This window comes from Micromonospora sp. NPDC005367 (genome assembly GCF_040606825.1).
Lineage (GTDB): Bacteria > Actinomycetota > Actinomycetes > Mycobacteriales > Micromonosporaceae > Micromonospora.
The window spans coordinates 1-12,886 of record NZ_JBEXFP010000014.1; the positions used below are offsets into that span (position 1 = coordinate 1).

Below are 12,886 nucleotides of genomic sequence, written 5' to 3' on the forward strand. Positions count from 1 at the left end.
GGTGGGGCCCCGGGCCTGGGTCAATGGGGGGCCCCCCCACCCGGCCCTCCCCCCTTGTCCCCCTGGCCCTGGTCTGCTCGGCTTGCCTGGGTCGGTGGTAGACGGGATGGCAGCTCCCCAACCACCTACCCACCGGAACCGTTCGGCAACTCCATCCTGGAGTCGTCTGGCCCCCGCCGGAGGCAGCTCTAACCCCGCCCCCTCCCTCACCTCTCACCTCCCCACTTCCTCTCATCCTGCGGCCCCCAGCGGCCCGCGTGAGTCGTTCGGCAACTCCGGCCCTGCCCGTGGTGAGCTACGGGGCATCCGTGCGCACCTGGATCGCGGAAATGCGGGGAAGTTGTTCCGCCTGGCTCACGGTCACCCCTGGGACTCGTCACCGGATCGCCCTGCCTATCGAGGCGGACGCGCGGGGCGGGGCGTGGGGTTCGGGCCGGCTGACTTTCCGCCCCGGCGCCGTAGGCGGCCGGGGCGGCGGCTCCGGTAGGAGCCGGTTACCGCGCCCCGGCCCGCGCCGCGCGGAGCGCCTTGATCTAGTACAGGCAAATTCGGCAACAGATCACCGGTAGCGTTCTGTCCGGTCACGGGACATGCTTGACACTCGCGTCCCACCACAGCCTTTACAAGATCCGTTCGGCCAGTCGATGACGGAGTGGGTCGGCGGAGATGATGTCGGCATGGACGCATGGGCAGACGGCGACCTGGCTGGCGAGTTCGAGCGGCAGCTTGACGACCTCCTGGCTGAGCTGAGCTCAGACTGGGTAGAGCCCGAACTGCCGCCGAGGTTCGCGAGTAACGAGTCGTTCCGTCGCTACCACCGGAGCAACGGCAAGCGCTGGCAGCTTGCTTGCGCTCTTCGAGAACGTCCTGACCTGGCGGCCGCCCTGGCCGACAGGGTCCTGGCCGCTGTGATCTGCGACGAAGATGCGGCCGCCAATCGCCAACTCATCGAGCCGATGGTGACGGCGGTGGGCCGTCGCAGGGTCCAGGAGTACCTCATCTCGGTCGTCACCTCTGGATCACTACTACAACGCGTCTGCGCAGTCCGCGCCTGGTATTGGTCGCAGGCCGTGCTCGTGTACGAGTCGACTGAGGCGCTGACCAGCAGACAGCCCACGACGGTTAGCCAAGCCCAAGATGACGAGGTTGCCGACCTTCGCGCGTGGTATCGCGCAGCCTGTCTCACCGCCTTCGTCGAATGCGACCACAACACCACACGCGAATGGCTGGCCCGAGGCTTCATTCTGGACGAGTCCTTCTACCCGTCGAACCTCCGCCGCACGGTGGCCCAGGCCCGCGCTATCGCCGAATCCGACCCGGTCCGGTTCAAAGAACTCATTGTCAAGACCACCGACGGGACGAACCTCGCTGCCATCCGGCCCGCTGATGATCGATGATTCTGGCGCAACTCGCCCGAATCTCGTGATTTCCGCGTAGCGACCTGATGCCACATTTGACAACGCAACGAACCGAGGTCTGACAAGCATCAGGTGGGACGGATCCGTCAAGCGTGTGGTGGGACTAGACAATCACCGGTAGCGTTCCGGGTCAGACCCTGGCCGGCACGACACACCCCGCCGGCCGTCGTCGTCCAAGAATCGCCACGGATGCTCTCGGCCCCAACCGTCGCGCGCCCGGCCGTCGTGACCGTCGAGCGCGTCATGCTGCCGCCTGGGCGACTTTCCCTCATCGGCCCCCACGGTGCCCCTGGCAGCTATCCCACCGGCTCTACCTGTGGGTTCCTCCGCGTCTCATCCATCCTGCACTACGCGAACGAGGCGGCCAGCTTGTCGCGGATGGCGGGCCACTCGGAGTCGATGACGCTGTAGAAGACGCTGTCGCGGTATCGACCGGTGCTGAGTATCCGGTGGTTACGCCAGACGCCTTCCCGGTGCGCGCCAAGCCGCTCAATGGCCCGCTGTGACCTCACGTTGCGCAGGTCGGTCTTGATCGCTACCCGTCCGGCGCCAAGCACCTCGAACGCGTGCCGCATCAGGAGGAACTTGGCTTCGGTGTTGGCGCCGGTTCCCCAGTGGCTGGGCGTGAGCCAGGTCCAGCCGATCTCTAACGTGCGGTCGTTCGGGCGGATGTCGATGTAGCTCGTGCTCCCGATCGCCCGTCCGCTGTGAAGATCCACCACGGCGAAGGGCAGTCGTTGACCGCGTCCCTGGTCCTGTAGCGCGTCGCTGATGAACGCGCCGATCGCCTCGCGGGTGCGGGGCGTGGGCTCATCAAGGTACGTCCAGATCTCGTCGTACGCTGCGGCGGCTAGCAGGTCCTCGGCATGCCCCGGCCCAAGCGGTTCAAGTCGGATCAGACGGCCCGTCAGCGTCACCGGTGTCGGCTTCATTCGGCGTCAACTTCGTACAGCAGGACGTGACGGTCCCCGGGCAGGATCACCTGATACACCTCGATCGGCCGGTCCTCCTGGTCCAAACTCGTTCGCAGGAGTCGGCCGACTGGCGTCGCCGGTCCGAGGTGAAGCTTCGTAGCTTCCTCTGCGCTCGGCATCCGCCAGGTGATCTCGTCCTCGTACCGGGTCGGGGTGTGGCCCAAGTCTTCGAGCACTTGGTCCGTGCCTTCCACGACGTCCGCAGGGTCCATGATCTTGCTGTCCTGCACGATGCTGAGCGGGTAGTAGCTGTCCCCGAGCTGCAACGGCTGATCATCGGCGTACATGACTCGGCGCCGCACGGCGACGGGATCACCCGGCTGGACGCGCAGGTGCGATGCGATCTCGTCGTTCGCCGGCACTACCTCGACCGTGCTGACCTGCCGCGCGGTCTTGCCCTGGGCTTCGATCTGCTGGCTGAAGGTGTCCCGTCGGCGGTCAGCCTCCAACCGCTTCCGGCGGGATCCGGTGAGTGAGGCGTAGTAGCGCATGGGCGGCTCGGAGCGCACGAAGCTGCCGCGTCCACGCCGGGACACGATCAGTCCCTCATTACGCAGGACGTCCAGGGCGAGGCGCACCGTGTTCCGGCTGATGCTGTAGCGGTCGGAAAGCTCGCCTTCGGTGGGAAAACGGTCACCCGGCACAAGCTCGCCGCCCTGAATCTGCTGTCTGAGCATCGACGCAAGTTGCTGGTAGAGCGGCCGAGAGTCAGCCGGGTTCAAGGTCATGGCACTTCCTAACGGGGAGTTGTACCTACACGCTAACAACCCCTTGACCCGCGCGCCATCAGACTGATAGACAGTAGTTGTTGTTGGTACAACCCAACAACGACGGATGTCTAGGGAGGCAGAGCAGTGGCTCTTCGTGGTGGTACTCGGTTCTCGGTTCCGTTCGAGGCGGCGTTCCCGCACGGTGCGGTGTTCGTGCCGGACTCGATTGCGGAGGCGCAGGACTTCAACGAGGCGACTCGGCAGCGGACGCCGAGTAAGGACAAGCTGACGGGTCAGCGGGTGTGGCAGTGCCGGGTGATGGACATGGACCCGGAGTTGGGCGCCCGGTCGCGTGAGGTGTCGATCAAGGTTCTGTCGGATGTGCAGCCGGTGCCGCCGGTGGGTCCGTTCCAGCCGGTGGAGTTCGAGAACCTGACCGTCACTCCCTACGTGGGTAGCAACGGCCGGTTGGCCTTCTCCTACCGGGCGACTGCGCTGGTGGCGCCGAAGACCCTGGACGAGTCGCGCGGGAAAGCCGCCTGATGTTCGGCCGGAAGCGCTCTGAGCCGGAGCCGGTGCGCCGTGACCAGGTGATGAAGCTGATCAGCCTGGGGATGAAGGAGACCGACGCCGCCGATCGGGACATCGACAACCCGGAGTTCGACACGGCCAAGGCCGCGTTCGACGCCGCCTTGGGCAAGGCGACTCAGGCGGAGAAGGCCGCGGCGTTCGACGCGCTCAAGCGGCACGGCTACTGACTAGTGATGTTGGCGCGGGGCGGCCCATGCCCTAGGAAAGCCGGCCGCCCCGCTGCCCCACCAATTCCTCTCGGCCTGGAAGGGCGGGTTCATCATGCCTTCTTTCCTGGACTGGACTCGTGGCGGTGGTGCCGGCGAGTCCGCTCCGTGTGTGATCTGCGGGCGTCCGGCGATCTGCCGTAGCCCCAGTGGGAAGCCGGTGCACAAGGTTTGCGCGGAGGCGTGGACCGAGCAGCGCAAGGCTCCGAAGGCGGTGGCGTGATGCGCGCCCCGCTGGTCAACTTCCGCCGTCTTCAGGTCGCTACCCCGTGGCCCCTGGTCTGGACGATCACGATCGCGTTCCTGCTGGTCCGGCTCGTCGTCGCGGTCGTGCGCTTCGGGGTGTGGGCGGTGCGGCATTGGCGTGCCTGGCCGGGCGTGTTCCTGGTCCTGGTCGCCGTCGACGTGTACCAGTCGCACGGCTGGTGGCCTCACCTCCTGGTCCTGCTCGTCCTCGCCGCGGGCGCCGGCCTCTGGTGGTGGCGTGGTCGGGATTCGTTCCACCGCCTGGTCGTCCTCCGGGCCGTGACGGTGTGGCGGCGGCTGTGGGTCTACCGCCGTCAGTGGCACGAGACCATGTCCCTCTGCGGGCTGGTGAAGAAGTACGACGGGGGCGAGAAGACCCCGGAACTGCTCTCCGTCCGCTGCTCGTACGCCACGGATGAAGTCGTGCTGCGGATGCCCCGCGGGCAGAACCCGGAGGCGTACCAGAAGGCGGCTCGCGATCTGGCGTATTCGTTCGGTACCCGGCACTGCCGCGTGTTCTCCGGCCGTCGGCAGGCACCGCCCTTCCGCTCGGGTCGCCTCGCGTGGCTGCTGCGGCTGGTCGACGCGATCCGGTTCCGGGACCGTCCGCGGCACGTGTGGTTGGTGTTCATCCGCCGTGACCCGCTGACCCGCATCGTCGCCCCCCTGCCCGTCCCGGCCCGCCCGGACTTCACCGCCCTACCCCTCGGACTGCGGGAAGACATGGCCGTCTACAGCCTGCGGCTGCTCGCCACCCACGTCCTGGTCGGCGGGGCCACGCGGATGGGCAAGGGCTCGGTGATCTGGTCTCTGCTGCGGTCCTTGGCGGCCGGGATCCGGTCGGGTCTGGTGCGGGTGTGGGCGATCGACCCGAAGGGTGGCATGGAACTCGCCATCGGCCGGCCGCTGTTCTCCCGTTATGTCGATGACGACTGGTCGCGCATGGCGGATCTGCTCGAAGACGCCGTGGCCCGGATGCGCGCCCGGCAGCAGATCCTGCGCGGCAAGGTCCGGGTGCACACCCCGACGGTGGACGAGCCGCTGATCGTCATCGTCATCGACGAGATCGCCGCCCTGCTCGCGTACCTGCCTGACAGCGAGATCCGCAACCGCATCGCTCACGCCCTGGGGCTGCTGCTGTCGCAAGGCGCCGGGCTCGGCGTCCTGGTCGTAGCCGCGACGCAGGACCCGCGCAAGGAAGTCGTGTCGGTCCGGGACCTGTTCCCCACCCGCATCGCCCTCGGTCTCACCGAACGCGGCCACGTCGATCTGCTGCTCGGGGATGGTTCCCGCGACCGCGGTGCCCTCGCCGATCAGATCCCGCTGTCCGGCAAGGGCGTCGCCTACGTGCTGCTCGACGGGCAACCCGAACCCGCCCGGGTCCGGTTCTCCTACATCCCCGACGACCTGATCCGCGACATGGCGGCCACGTTCCCGGCCCCGCCCGAGGTCCAGCCCGGACCGGAACCCATCCCCGCCCCCGCCCCGGTGAAGACGGCCCGCGGCAACGGCAACGGGCGGTACCCCTATCGGCCGACTGCGCCTCGGCAGGCCGCTCCGCTGCTGCCGCCGTCGCTGCTCAACGCCCTGGACCTCAACGGCACCAACGGGAGTGACCCCCGATGACCGATCACGAGCTGCCCGAGTCGGCCCCGGTGCGGATGTCCTACGCCGACGAACCCGACGAGCCGACCCCCCAGGAGCCGCGGCGTTTCTACCGGCTGCGCGCCCCGCACGTCGACAAAGCCTCAGTGCCGGTCACGGTCCGGGTCACCCCCGACGCCGACCTGTACGTCGCGGTCGGCTCCGGCAGGCGCCGCATGTACCTGACCCCGAACGAGGCGTGGGCGCTGTGGCGCTGCCTCTCCGAAGCCGTCGCCTCGACCGGTGAGCCGCCGGAGTGGATCCGCGTGCACATCACCCCCACCCACCGCTGACCCCCGCAATGTCTGGAGCTTGCGTGATGCGTACCCGCCGCCCCATCCGCCGGACCTGCCTCGACCTCACCCACACCGACCCCGACCAGCACTGCCCCTACTGCGCCCCCGACACCCAAGCCGACGCGATCCTCGCCGCCGCCCTCAACCGGCACGCCGAGATCGCCGCCGAGGACGCCGAGACCTGGGGGTGGGCCGCGTGAACCCGCAACTGTGGTCCTGGCTCCTGATGGCCGTCGGCGTCACCGGCCTCTACCTGGCGGGGAAGCGGTCGTGGACCGGCTGGGCCGTCGGCCTCGGCGCCCAGGTCCTGTGGCTGGCCTACTCGATCAGCACCGGACAGTGGGGCTTCCTCGTCTCCTGCTTCGTCTACGGCGCCGTCTACCTGCGCAACCTGCGCGCCTGGCTCCGCCCGGCCCTGCCCGCGGCATCTCAGCGGGAGGTGACTCGTGTCGAGCACTGACCCGAGCACGTTCACCCAGGAGTTCGCCGCCGAGTACGCCCGAAACGCGGTCCCGACCATGCTCAAGGCAATCGGCTCGATCAAGAAATACAACCGTTTCGTCCTGCTCGCCGCGCTCGCGACCAGCTACCTGCACCAAGGCCACTACCTGTGGACCCAGAACGCCGGCTACTTCGCCTACCTGGTGCCGCTGATCTTCGACGCCGCGATGGTGTCCATGCTGACCATCGTCCGCACCTCCGGCATCGCCAAGGACGCCAAACGGGGCGCACTGGTCGTGTTCGCCGCCTGCGGTCTGCTGTCGGCCACCATCAACTTCGCCTCCCCAGGCAGCCTCGGCCTGCGCCTGGTCTTCGCCCTGGTCGTCGTCCTCGTCATCGGCGTCGAACTCGTCGCCGGACGCATCCGCCCCGACTTCGCCGCCATCGAAACCGAAGCCGCGGCACTGCTCGCCGCCGCCCGCGACCTGGCCGGCAAGAGTCAGCACACCGGCGACGACACCGAACCCGACGACACTCCCGACACCGCCGAACCGAACTCGGTCGAGACCGCCCCGGATCCCGCCGACGAGCGCGCCGATTTGGTGCCCGTCGACGTGCCCACCGAACCCGCCCCGGTCGTCGTCCCGCCGGCCCCCGTCCCGACCCCGACCCCGGTTCCGGCTGCGGTTCGTTCGGCGCTCATCACGTCCACCGTCCAGACCCCTCGCAACGGCCACGTCTTCGCCTCGGAGGTCACCCGATGACCCGCACCCAACTCGCCCGCAACAACACCCGCCGTCCCGCCGTCGTCGCCCGTCGGATCATCGGCACCCCCGCCGAGGTCGCCGCATCCGTCGCACTCGTCCGCGACTCCGGCCGACTGCTGTCCATGACTTCACCGCGACAGCTCTCCGGCGATCCCCGGGTGACGGTCACGGTGCGGTTCCTCGACACCGGCCGTTCCGCCCCGGCTCCCGTCCGTCGGCTTCGACATGGCCCCCTCGTCGCCGCCATCGCCGTGCCCGCCGTGGGTGTCATCGCGGCGGTCGGCTACCTCGCCGCCCAACTCGTCCAGGCGATCCGGGCCGCATTCCCGCTCATCGCCGGCGGCGCCCTGGTCCTGCTCGTCATCGCCCTCCTGCTGCGCAAGTCGGGACGCTGCTGCCCGGGTCTGCACTGCCCCGGCTGCGGCCACTGACCGCCATGACCGCCGGTTGGCCCACCTACTGCGCCCGCTGCCGTAGGTGGGCCACCGCCCTCATCGAAGCCGGCAACCCCGGCACCGGCCACTACCGCGCCGAGGTCGCCTGCGCCCGCCACGAGCAAGCGGCCCACCGCTGGGCCGGCCGCCTCGGCCCGACCCGCACCACCCGCATTGACGGCGACCAACCGGCCCTGTTCGAGCTACCGGAGGTGATCACGTGATTGGGACATGGTGGCGGGTCCGGTGGTGGTCATTCAGGGCGCCGAGCGTGCGCCACGCGTGCGGCTGCCACCTGCACCGCCTCTTTCTCCCACCGGTTCGGTCTCAACGGACCTCGGGCGCCCCGCCGCACCTGTTGAGGCGACGGCCCGATCTTGTCACGCACCGCGCACTCACGCCTACCCCGCTCAACCTCTCGGAGGTGACTCGTTGACCGCCCCGACCTTGCCTGGCCTCACCACCGACCCCGCCACCGAACCAACCCCGGACCCGGCTGACCCGCCGGCGGCTGGCTCCCGCGCCGCCCGCCTCGCTATGCCCATGTCCCGCCACGTGCTCACGGAGATGGCCGCCGAGTACGGCGTCTGCCTGCGCCCCGTCACCCTCCGGCGTACCGACCTGCACACCGGTCAAACCGAAGTGATCGACCTGCCCTGCGGCACCACCCGCGAGGACAAGTGCGCCCCGTGCGCGAAACGCGCCCGCCGGCTGCGGCAGACCCAGATCCGCGAGGGCTGGCACCGCGCCGACGAACCCAACCCGTCCGCTCCACACGCCGCGAGCGAGGCACAACGGGAGTTGGTCATGTTCCGGGCGCATCTCGAGTTCGCCCGCGACGAAGCCCAACGCTCCGCACAGTTCGACCAGGTGCCCGGCATCGACGCCGCAATCGCCGAAGTAGAGGAAGCCATCGCCGCTGAGGGCCTCCGCGGGCAAGTAGCCCCATCCCACGACGGCGAAGAATCCTCCGGTGGCCGGCGCAAGCGGTCCACCAAACGGCGTCAGGACACCCCCGACCTGCCCCGCAAACGGGTCGAGCCCCGCACCGTCGGCCGCGTCTACACCGCCCCTGACGGTACCCAACACCGGCCGTCGATGTGGCTGTCGCTCACTCTCGACTCCTACGGCCGGGTCCTGCCCGACGGCACCCCGGCCGACCCGGACACGTACGACTACCGGCGGGCCGCCTGGGACGCCGTGCACTTCCCGCGGCTGCTCGACCGGTTCTGGCAGAACCTGCGCCGCTGCGTCGGCTGGAACGTCCAATACGCCGGCTGCGTCGAGCCGCAGCGACGGTTGGCGCCGCACGCGCACTTCGCCATCCGCGGCACGATTCCCCGCGCGGTGCTGCGGCAGGTTGCCGCCGCGACCTATCACCAGGTGTGGTGGCCCCCGGCCGACGAGCTGGTCTACGGGTTGGATCGGCCGCCGGTGTGGGACAACGACGCGGACGCCTGGGTAGACCCAGACACCCGCGAGCCGCTGACCACCTGGGCTGACGCCCTGGACGCCCTCGACCTCCAAGCCGACCCCGAACCATCGCACGTCGTCCGCTTCGGGCGGCAGGTCCACGCCGAAGGCGTCACCCCCGGCACCGTGCACGCCGAACGCACCATCGGCTACATCACCAAATACATCACCAAGAGTGCCGCCGACTGCCACAAGCCCGAAACGGATCGACAGCGCAACCACCTCGAACGGCTCTGGCAGCAACTGCGCATCACGCCGTGCAACGAGCGGTGCGCCAACTGGCTGCTCTACGGCATCCAACCGAAGAAGGCCCACGGGCGCCTGCAAGCGGGTCGCTGCAAGGGGAAGGTCCACCAGCGGGCGACCCTCGGCATTGGCGGACGCCGCATCCTCGTCTCCCGCGATTGGTCCGGCAAAACCCTCGCCGACCACCGCGCCGACGCCCGCGCCTGGGTCCGCCGACTCCTCGGCGTCAGCACCGGCACCGACGAAGCCAACCCCGTCGACCAGGACGACCCGCCCGCCTACGCCTGGGAAATGGCCCGGCCCGAAGACCCCGACATCCCACCCCTGCAACACCGGCTCCTGCGGGCGCTTTCCCAACGCGCCCAGTGGAGAGCCGCCGTACTCGCCGCGAGAGACCGAGCAGCAACCACCGACCCAACCGCCGATGACCGCGCCACGTACTGACCGGAGGATCCATGGAACACGCCACCACCTCGATCGCCACCCGACCGACCATCACACCTGACTTGTCCGGCCGTACCACGCGTACTAGCGACAGCCGTGCTGTCTACTCCGTCCGCGAAGTCGCCCGCCTCCTGTCACTCTCCCTCGGCAGCACCTACGCCCTGGTCCGCGAAGGCGAGATACCCGCCCGCAAGCTTGGCGGACGCTGGGTGATTCCCAAGAAGCGATTCCACGAATGGCTCAACGAAGCCACCGAGCTAACCCAGGTTCCGGGAGGCTGGGCCTAATGGGACACATCGTCAAGACGCCAGCGGGAACGTTCCGCGCAAACTGGCGCGATGCCAGCGGCCGGCAGAAGGCAAAGACGTTTCCCACCCGCCGGCAGGCGGCCTCCTTTCTGGCCGAGACGGAGTCCGCCATTAGCCGCGGCGGGTACATCGATCCCCACGCCGGCCGCCTGCTGTTCGGAAAGTACGCCGAACGGTGGCGAGAGTCCCGCAACGATGAGCTGACCACGCGTGCCCGAGATGGGTCGATCCTGCGAACCCACGTGCTTCCACGCTGGTCAGAGGTGCCGCTCGCCCGGATCGATCACCTCGCCGTTCAGCACTGGGTGACGGACCTCGGCACCCGCCGCTCACCCGCCACCGTGGCGGAGTGCTTCCGTCTGCTGTCCGCCATCCTCCGTGCGGGCGTTCGGGATCGGCTCATTGGCACCAATCCGTGCGAGGGCGTCAAGGTCCCGGCTCGACGGAAGAAGGACACTGACGGGCACGTGCTGTCCCGTGCGGACCTGGTCACTCGTCTCCTGCCGGCGGTCCCGGACCGGTATCGTGCCCTGGTCGCGCTCGCCGGCGGCACCGGGCTTCGATGGGGCGAGTGCACCGGGCTCCGCTGGGAATCACTTGACCTGGCTGCGAGGACGGTCGAGGTGGTCCGGGTCGCGGTCGAGGTTGCGGGCACTGTCACGATCAAGCCCTACCCGAAGTCGAGGGCTGGCCGGCGAATCGTCCCGCTGCCGGAGTTCACCGTCGATCTGCTGACCGCACACCGTGAGGCGTTCCCGGCTGGCGCCCGCGGTGAGGTGTTCACCAATTCGTCGGCTGGTCCGCTGCGACGGACGCTGTTCCGGGCTCGTGTCTGGCGGCCGTCCCTGGTTCGCGCTGGGCTGCTCGGGAAGGTGGATCAGCTGGGGCACTTCAAGTGGCGAGCAGTCTGGGCGGACTCCGAAGGGGTGGAGTGGTCGGCGGAGTTCACCACCGAACGAGAAGCGGTCGCGCACGTGGTGAAGATGGCGCCGGGCGGGCTGCGCTTCCACGACCTGCGGCACTCCTACGCCACGGAGCTGGTGTCGCGGGGCGTGCCGGTCAACGACGTCCAGGCGGTGATGGGCCACGAGAAGCCATCAACCACTCTGAACCTCTACACCCACCGCTCCGACGGACGGCACCAACGCATCCGTGACGCGTTCGCTGACGATCCGCTGACGCCCAACGACGAATGACGATGGAATCAGCAAGAGGCACCCTCTTCCGAGGGTGCCTCTTCTGGCTATTTCGATGGTGGGCGATACTGGGATCGAACCAGTGACCTCTTCGGTGTGAACGAAGCGCTCTCCCGCTGAGCTAATCGCCCTCAGCGCGGATGACTTTACCTGATCGTCCGCCTCGACCGCGAATCCGGGGTCAGTGCGTCGCGAGGTACTGCATCAGGCGGGCGATCACGTCGATGCCGAGGCTGTACTTCAGCGACAGCCAGAGCACCACCGCTACGAAGATCAGGCCGACCGAGCCGAGCACGATGCGTACGCCGAGGGTTTGTCGCGTCACCCAATGTGTCCAGCTCTGCACGTGGCGGCGGGTGAAGCCGAGCAGCCTTCGGGCCCAGTGGTACTCGACGGCCCAGATGCCGAGGCCGGCGATCACCAGCAGCCAGCCGGGTCCGGGTAGCGGGATGAGAGCGACACCCACGGTGACCACGATCGCGCCGGCGATCGTGATGAAGATCTTGAGGGTGATCCGGCCGGTCGGGTTGGCGCGGATGAGTTCGAGGGTGGTGGAGGCACGGGTCCGCCAGCGCGGCCGTGGGTCCGCGAGGGCTACACCCCCCGCGTCGACCTCCGACCACCTTTCGCCGGAGTCCGGCCGACCGGTCTGGTCGTGCTGATCCATCGGCACCGCGTACCCCCGCTTTTTGGCTGCTCGGACCGCGACTTTCGGTGGGCGAGGCGCCGCGATCGGATCCACTGAGGATCGGTTCGTGACCATTTCACCCCCTAGTGTCGCTCGGGACCGTCACCCCTTCCGACGACTGGACGTTACCGGAGTAAGTCGACGACTGAGCCACCCGATCCCGGGCGGGACGACGCACTGGGCAGAACCGGAAATCCTACATGAATTTTCACATTCAGGGAGCCTTTCCGAACCCCTTCCCACCACTGGGTGAAGTCAGCGTATGGCGGAGCGTAGCCAGGAGTAGCACCTGAGTATGGGAAAAGCGGGACACGCGCGTTCCGCAGCGGTGCCGGGGGGAGAACGTCCATGAGTGTCATCCGACCGACGACCGTAGAGGTCGAGACGTCGCTAAGGCTCGTCGCGCCTGACGCCACCGCCTTGCCGGTGCGTGCCAGCTTGCGTTACGACCCTGCTGACCCGTATGCGGTCCATGTCCTGTTCCATGCCGAGTCGGCCGGTGGCGAGGCGGTGAGCTGGTCCTTCGCCCGCGAACTGCTGGTCACCGGGCTCGACGAGCCGGCCGGCATCGGGGACGTCCGGGTATGGCCGTGGGCCACCCCGCGCGGCGACTTCGTCGCGCTCGCGCTGTCGTCACCCGACGGCAACGCTCTCTTCGAGGTGCCGCGGAGCGTTCTGGTGCGCTTCCTGCGGCGGACGTACGTCGTCGTCCCACGTGGCCGCGAGGCCGAGCACCTGGACGTCGACACGGCGGTGAACCGGCTGCTCGCCGGTCGCTGAATACCCGCACACCGGGCAACACCG

Annotated in this window: 17 protein-coding genes and 1 tRNA gene; 14 read left to right on the forward strand and 4 right to left on the reverse strand. The window is 68.6% G+C overall.

Translation table 11 applies throughout. The features are described 5' to 3' along the window. Window positions 1-590: 590 nt before the first annotated feature. Window positions 591-1,397: a hypothetical protein gene (locus ABZS42_RS12435; RefSeq protein ID WP_355144521.1), complete on the forward strand. Its 807-nt coding sequence runs from the start codon at window positions 591-593 to the stop codon at window positions 1,395-1,397. A gap of 368 nt (window positions 1,398-1,765) precedes the next feature. On the opposite strand, the gene ABZS42_RS12440 is transcribed toward ABZS42_RS12435, so the two are convergent. Next, window positions 1,766-2,350, reverse strand: a complete 585-nt coding sequence (locus ABZS42_RS12440) for a GNAT family protein (RefSeq protein WP_355144523.1) — start codon at window positions 2,348-2,350, stop codon at window positions 1,766-1,768. Continuing rightward, entirely contained in the window at window positions 2,347-3,120 is a 774-nt protein-coding gene (locus tag ABZS42_RS12445; protein WP_355144525.1) for a GntR family transcriptional regulator, read from the reverse strand. The genes ABZS42_RS12440 and ABZS42_RS12445 overlap by 4 nt, the downstream gene beginning before the upstream one ends. A 126-nt stretch (window positions 3,121-3,246) precedes the next feature. Here ABZS42_RS12445 and ABZS42_RS12450 point away from each other — a divergent pair, with 126 nt between their 5' ends. The 12 genes from ABZS42_RS12450 to ABZS42_RS12505 all read left to right on the forward strand — a co-directional run bounded on the left by ABZS42_RS12450 (window position 3,247) and on the right by ABZS42_RS12505 (window position 11,394). Beyond that, the gene (locus ABZS42_RS12450) at window positions 3,247-3,645 is read left to right on the forward strand and encodes a transcriptional regulator (RefSeq protein ID WP_355144527.1); all 399 of its coding nucleotides are present in this window, start codon (window positions 3,247-3,249) and stop codon (window positions 3,643-3,645) included. Further along, window positions 3,645-3,860: a hypothetical protein gene (locus ABZS42_RS12455; RefSeq protein ID WP_355144529.1), complete on the forward strand. Its 216-nt coding sequence runs from the start codon at window positions 3,645-3,647 to the stop codon at window positions 3,858-3,860. The genes ABZS42_RS12450 and ABZS42_RS12455 overlap by 1 nt, the downstream gene beginning before the upstream one ends. 261 nt (window positions 3,861-4,121) lie before the next feature. Further along, window positions 4,122-5,771, forward strand: a complete 1,650-nt coding sequence (locus tag ABZS42_RS12460) for an FtsK/SpoIIIE domain-containing protein (protein WP_355144531.1) — start codon at window positions 4,122-4,124, stop codon at window positions 5,769-5,771. Beyond that, window positions 5,768-6,082 carry a spread protein gene (locus tag ABZS42_RS12465; RefSeq protein ID WP_355144533.1) on the forward strand — a complete coding sequence of 105 codons (315 nt, stop codon included), beginning with the start codon at window positions 5,768-5,770 and terminating at the stop codon, window positions 6,080-6,082. Before ABZS42_RS12460 ends, ABZS42_RS12465 begins: the two co-directional genes overlap by 4 nt. A gap of 23 nt (window positions 6,083-6,105) precedes the next feature. Beyond that, on the forward strand, window positions 6,106-6,285 hold the full coding sequence (locus tag ABZS42_RS12470) for a hypothetical protein (RefSeq protein ID WP_355144759.1): 180 nt from the start codon (window positions 6,106-6,108) through the stop codon (window positions 6,283-6,285). Further along, a complete protein-coding gene (locus ABZS42_RS12475) occupies window positions 6,282-6,545 on the forward strand; it encodes a hypothetical protein (RefSeq protein ID WP_355144535.1) in 264 nt (87 codons plus the stop codon). The genes ABZS42_RS12470 and ABZS42_RS12475 overlap by 4 nt, the downstream gene beginning before the upstream one ends. Beyond that, window positions 6,532-7,290 carry a DUF2637 domain-containing protein gene (locus ABZS42_RS12480; protein WP_355144537.1) on the forward strand — a complete coding sequence of 253 codons (759 nt, stop codon included), beginning with the start codon at window positions 6,532-6,534 and terminating at the stop codon, window positions 7,288-7,290. Before ABZS42_RS12475 ends, ABZS42_RS12480 begins: the two co-directional genes overlap by 14 nt. Then, a complete protein-coding gene (locus tag ABZS42_RS12485) occupies window positions 7,287-7,724 on the forward strand; it encodes a hypothetical protein (RefSeq protein ID WP_355144539.1) in 438 nt (145 codons plus the stop codon). The genes ABZS42_RS12480 and ABZS42_RS12485 overlap by 4 nt, the downstream gene beginning before the upstream one ends. 5 nt (window positions 7,725-7,729) lie before the next feature. Beyond that, window positions 7,730-7,951 carry a hypothetical protein gene (locus ABZS42_RS12490; protein WP_350793947.1) on the forward strand — a complete coding sequence of 74 codons (222 nt, stop codon included), beginning with the start codon at window positions 7,730-7,732 and terminating at the stop codon, window positions 7,949-7,951. A gap of 208 nt (window positions 7,952-8,159) precedes the next feature. Beyond that, complete coding sequence (locus ABZS42_RS12495) at window positions 8,160-9,890, forward strand: replication initiator (protein ID WP_355144541.1); 1,731 nt, start codon at window positions 8,160-8,162, stop codon at window positions 9,888-9,890. A gap of 11 nt (window positions 9,891-9,901) precedes the next feature. Continuing rightward, entirely contained in the window at window positions 9,902-10,177 is a 276-nt protein-coding gene (locus tag ABZS42_RS12500; RefSeq protein ID WP_355144543.1) for a helix-turn-helix domain-containing protein, read from the forward strand. Beyond that, window positions 10,177-11,394, forward strand: a complete 1,218-nt coding sequence (locus tag ABZS42_RS12505) for a site-specific integrase (protein ID WP_355144545.1) — start codon at window positions 10,177-10,179, stop codon at window positions 11,392-11,394. Before ABZS42_RS12500 ends, ABZS42_RS12505 begins: the two co-directional genes overlap by 1 nt. Window positions 11,395-11,450: 56 nt before the next feature. Here the strand turns inward: ABZS42_RS12505 and ABZS42_RS12510 are convergent. Together ABZS42_RS12510 and ABZS42_RS12515 are read right to left on the reverse strand one after the other, a co-directional pair. Next, a tRNA-Val gene (locus ABZS42_RS12510) sits at window positions 11,451-11,525 on the reverse strand. Between the two features lie 50 nt (window positions 11,526-11,575). Next, the gene (locus ABZS42_RS12515; RefSeq protein WP_355144547.1) at window positions 11,576-12,157 is read right to left on the reverse strand and encodes a TIGR02611 family protein; all 582 of its coding nucleotides are present in this window, start codon (window positions 12,155-12,157) and stop codon (window positions 11,576-11,578) included. Between the two features lie 273 nt (window positions 12,158-12,430). On the opposite strand from ABZS42_RS12515, the gene ABZS42_RS12520 reads away from it, so the two are divergent. Further along, complete coding sequence (locus ABZS42_RS12520) at window positions 12,431-12,862, forward strand: SsgA family sporulation/cell division regulator (protein WP_007457244.1); 432 nt, start codon at window positions 12,431-12,433, stop codon at window positions 12,860-12,862. Window positions 12,863-12,886: the final 24 nt, after the last annotated feature.

Bases quoted from the DNA above. Each gene is read 5' to 3' on its own strand.
- ABZS42_RS12435 (WP_355144521.1), top strand. From the start codon at position 591: ATGCTTGACACTCGCGTCCCACCACAGCCTTTACAAGATCCGTTCGGC.
- ABZS42_RS12440 (WP_355144523.1), bottom strand. From the start codon at position 2,350: ATGAAGCCGACACCGGTGACGCTGACGGGCCGTCTGATCCGACTTGAA.
- ABZS42_RS12445 (WP_355144525.1), bottom strand. From the start codon at position 3,120: ATGACCTTGAACCCGGCTGACTCTCGGCCGCTCTACCAGCAACTTGCG.
- ABZS42_RS12455 (WP_355144529.1), top strand. From the start codon at position 3,645: ATGTTCGGCCGGAAGCGCTCTGAGCCGGAGCCGGTGCGCCGTGACCAG.
- ABZS42_RS12460 (WP_355144531.1), top strand. From the start codon at position 4,122: ATGCGCGCCCCGCTGGTCAACTTCCGCCGTCTTCAGGTCGCTACCCCG.
- ABZS42_RS12465 (WP_355144533.1), top strand. From the start codon at position 5,768: ATGACCGATCACGAGCTGCCCGAGTCGGCCCCGGTGCGGATGTCCTAC.
- ABZS42_RS12485 (WP_355144539.1), top strand. From the start codon at position 7,287: ATGACCCGCACCCAACTCGCCCGCAACAACACCCGCCGTCCCGCCGTC.
- ABZS42_RS12490 (WP_350793947.1), top strand. From the start codon at position 7,730: ATGACCGCCGGTTGGCCCACCTACTGCGCCCGCTGCCGTAGGTGGGCC.
- ABZS42_RS12500 (WP_355144543.1), top strand. From the start codon at position 9,902: ATGGAACACGCCACCACCTCGATCGCCACCCGACCGACCATCACACCT.
- ABZS42_RS12505 (WP_355144545.1), top strand. From the start codon at position 10,177: ATGGGACACATCGTCAAGACGCCAGCGGGAACGTTCCGCGCAAACTGG.
- ABZS42_RS12515 (WP_355144547.1), bottom strand. From the start codon at position 12,157: ATGGTCACGAACCGATCCTCAGTGGATCCGATCGCGGCGCCTCGCCCA.
- ABZS42_RS12520 (WP_007457244.1), top strand. From the start codon at position 12,431: ATGAGTGTCATCCGACCGACGACCGTAGAGGTCGAGACGTCGCTAAGG.